The sequence below is a fragment of the Caulobacter sp. B11 genome (genome assembly GCF_002737765.1).
GTDB lineage: Bacteria > Pseudomonadota > Alphaproteobacteria > Caulobacterales > Caulobacteraceae > Caulobacter.
Genome location: NZ_PEGG01000372.1, coordinates 1 through 3,074, shown reverse-complemented (window position 1 = coordinate 3,074; position 3,074 = coordinate 1). Strand labels below are relative to the sequence as shown.

At 70.4% G+C, this 3,074-nt stretch carries 3 pseudogenes; 2 read left to right on the top strand and 1 reads right to left on the bottom strand.

The annotated features are described in order from the left end of the window. Together CSW58_RS12970 and CSW58_RS12965 are read left to right on the top strand one after the other, a co-directional pair. Positions 1-845, top strand: a pseudogene (locus tag CSW58_RS12970) (glucan biosynthesis glucosyltransferase H); the annotation flags it as partial. Between the two features lie 78 nt (positions 846-923). Beyond that, positions 924-1,825: pseudogene (locus CSW58_RS12965) on the top strand (cobalamin biosynthesis protein CbiG). 13 nt (positions 1,826-1,838) lie between these two features. Here the strand turns inward: CSW58_RS12965 and CSW58_RS12960 are convergent. Continuing rightward, a pseudogene (locus CSW58_RS12960) lies at positions 1,839-3,074 on the bottom strand (MATE family efflux transporter); the annotation flags it as partial.

Below are 3,074 nucleotides of genomic sequence, written 5' to 3'. Positions count from 1 at the left end.
ACCCGCGACCGCCGCTGGTGCCGGGGCAATGTGCAGCACATCCCCCTGGTCGGCCTGCCCGGCCTGCACTGGATGAGCCGCCTGCACCTGGTGATCGGCGTGCTGTCCTATGTGCTGTCGCCCCTGTGGTTCGTGGCCCTGTCGGCCGGCGTGATCTCGCGCCTGCTGATGCCCGAGCTGAAGAAGGCCCTTCACCCTGGCCGACCTGCAGGCCGCCGCCCACGCCCTGATCGACTGGCGCGAGATCCAGGCCACCGCCTGGGCGATGATCATCACCTTCATCCTGCTGTTCGGCCCCAAGCTTCTGGGTCTGGCCCTGATCTTCACCCGTCCGGGCGAGGTCAAGGCCTTCGGCGGCAAGCGTCGCGTCGCCGCCGGCCTGTCGGTCGAAATGCTGCTGTCGGCCCTGGTCGCCCCATGCTGATGTTCACCCAGACCCGCGCCCTGGTCGAGATCCTGGCCGGCAAGGTCGGCGGCTGGGCCACCCAGCGCCGCGACGCCGACAAGGTCAGCGGCAAGGAAGCCTTCGCGGCCATGGGCTGGATCAGCATCAGCGGCCTGACCCTGGCCCTGCTGTTCTGGTTCACGCCCGACCTGCTGACCGCCACCCTGCCGATCCTGGCGGGCCTGATCCTGGCCGTGCCCCTGACCATGCTCGGCGCCCACAAGATCGCCGGTCTGCGGTTGAAGGCCAATGGCCTGTTCATGACCCGGAAGAGCGTCGTCCCCCGGCCATCGTCCGCGCCGCCCTCGGCCCCGCCTGCGAGCCCCCGGCCCGCTGGTTCGCCGGGGTCCGGCCGTCCGCGACGGCCACGGAAGCCGCTGTCGAACAAAACGCCGCCTAAGACGAGCGTTCTCGTCTGGCCGCAGCGGCCGGAGAAGAGTAGAAGCGCGCTTCGTTCAACTCACGCGGAGCGCACCCTGTGTCGCGCCTGTTCAGCGCCTATGTCATCGTCGATTGGAGCGCGGCGGCCAAGCCGACCACGGGGCCGACTCCGTCTGGATCGGCGTGCTCAAGCGCGACGTCCGCTTCCGCCTGACCTTCGAGACCTTCAATCCGGCCACCCGGATGGAGGCCGAGGCCAAGCTGGCTGTCATCCTGGATGACCTGAAAGAAGCGCGGCGAGCGCGCCCTGGTCGGGTTCGACTTCCCGCTGGGCTTCCCGCGCGGCTTCGCCTCGGCCTGGCGCTGAAGGGCGATCACGCCTGGCGGGCGGTCTGGGACCAGCTGGCCAAGATGGTCAAGGACAAGGCCGACAACACCAACAACCGCTTCGGCGTCGGGTCGGAGGTCAATCGCCGTCTGACCGGCGGACCCTTCCCGTTCTGGGGCTGCCCGCCCAAGGACACCCTGACCACCCTGCAGCCCAAGCGCACCCGCGAGCATGGCGAGGGCGACCTGGCCGAGTTCCGTCACACGGACAAGGCCGCCAAGGGCGCCCACTCGATCTGGAAGCTCTACTATAACGGCTCGGTCGGCGGTCAGGCGATCGTCGGCATCCCCGCCGTGCGCCGCCTGAAGGACGCCCGCGGCGACGCCGCCCGGGTCTGGCCGTTCGAAACCGGCTTCAAGGCCCTGACCGAGGCCGACCTCGAGGGTGTCGAACTGGTGATCGCCGAGGTCTATCCCTCGCTGATCAAGGCCACGCCCGCGGTCGGCGAGATCAAGGACGCCGCCCAGGTGCGCGCCCTGGCCGAACACTTCGCCAAGCTGGACGAAGCCGGCAAGCTGGCCGCCCTGTTCGCGCCCGGCAAGGATGTCGCGCCCGAAGCGGCGGCCGACGCCGAGGCGGAAGAAGGTTGGATCCTGGGGGCTGGGGCCTAGAGCCCCGCCACCCCTAACGGTCCCGAAGGTCCAGCATCCGATACCGCCCGAGCAGCAGCCCGGCGGCGATGAAGCTGGTGATGATCACCGACCAGACGATGCCGTTGACGCCCAGCTTCATCGGCAGGGCCAGCCACCAGGCCAGGGGCCCCATGATCAGGGCGTAGCTGACCATGTGGGTCGCGGTCGGGATCCACACCTCGCCCCGGGCCCGCAGGGCCTGGGCGCAGACCACCTGCACGGCGTCGGGGATCAGGAACAGGCAGCTGAGCACCAGGGCCGGAGCGATCAGGGCGATGGCGGCGGGATCATTGGTATAGGCGCCGGCCACCCATCCGGCCGTCGGCCACAGCACCAGCGACACCACCAGACCGAACACCGCGGTGACCCCGAAGGCGATCCAGCCGGCCCGGCTCATGCCGGCCTGGTCGCGGGCGCCATAGGCCCGGCCGACCTGAACCGCGGTCGCGGTCGACAGGCCCAGGGGGACCATGAAGATCACCGCCACGGCGTTGATCACCACCGCCCAGGCGGCCACCGACAGCCCACCCAGCCAGCCGGCCACCAGGCTCATGGCCGCGAAGGCCGAAACCTCGAAGAAGTTGGACGCTCCGGCTCCGTAGCCGACCCGGCGCTGCTCGATCTCGGCCGGACGATCGGCGGCGGGCTTGTCGAACACGCCCAGCACCCGGGCGTCCTTCATGCGCAGCACCACGACGGCCAGGATCAGGGTCAGGGCCACGCGCGCCACGAAGGTCGCCCAGGCCCCGCCGGTCGCGCCCAGGGCGGGCAGGCCCCAGGTTCCCGGCACCAGCAGCAGGTTGACGGCCAGATTGATCAGGTTGGCGACCCACATGGCGATGGTCACCGCGCCCGGACGCCCCAGGCCCTCCAGCCAGAAGCTCAGGGCCACGCTGACGGCATAGACCGGCAGGGACAGCGAAAAGACGATCAGCGGCAGGGTCGCGCCGTCGGCCAGGGCCGGGGCCAGGCCGGCGCGATGCAGAAGGGGCGGTCCGATCAGGGCCAGCACCGCCGCCCCCGCCAGGCCCAGCCAGAAGGCATAGACCAGGCCGCGGCGCAGCACCGCGCCAGTGTCATGCGGCCGGTCTGCGCCCAGGGCCCGCGAGGTCATCACCTGCACGCCGACCAGCAACCCCACCGTCATGGTCACGAAGATCGAGGTCGGCGCCCAGGCCCATGGCGTGGAAGCCCAACTGCTCGGCCGAGAAATGCCCGACCACGATCG